This is a genomic window from Bradyrhizobium sp. Mp27 (assembly GCF_029953005.1).
Classification (GTDB): Bacteria; Pseudomonadota; Alphaproteobacteria; order Rhizobiales; family Xanthobacteraceae; genus Bradyrhizobium; species Bradyrhizobium barranii.
In genome coordinates, this window is sequence record NZ_JASAUS010000856.1 from 1 (window position 1) to 219 (window position 219).

Genomic DNA, 219 nt, shown 5'->3' on the forward strand with positions numbered 1-219 from the left:
GTATCGTTGCCGAGCACCCGCGATCATTCGGTCGCGGCGAGACGGTCTACGACCCTTGGCACTATGTGCCCGTGCTGGTGCGCAAGCCCGGTGCCTTGCGTAATGGCGCTCCCTTCAAGGACTGGGTGCTGCCCGCAGCGATTGAGCGTGTACGGCGCAAACTCGCCGGTGCCGACGATGGCAATCGACAGATGGTCGACATCCTCAATGCGGTGCTGA

General features: G+C 63.0%; 1 pseudogene. It reads left to right on the forward strand.

What is annotated here, in order from left to right:
* Positions 1–219 (forward strand): annotated as a pseudogene (locus tag QJT78_RS52860) (IS21 family transposase); the annotation flags it as partial.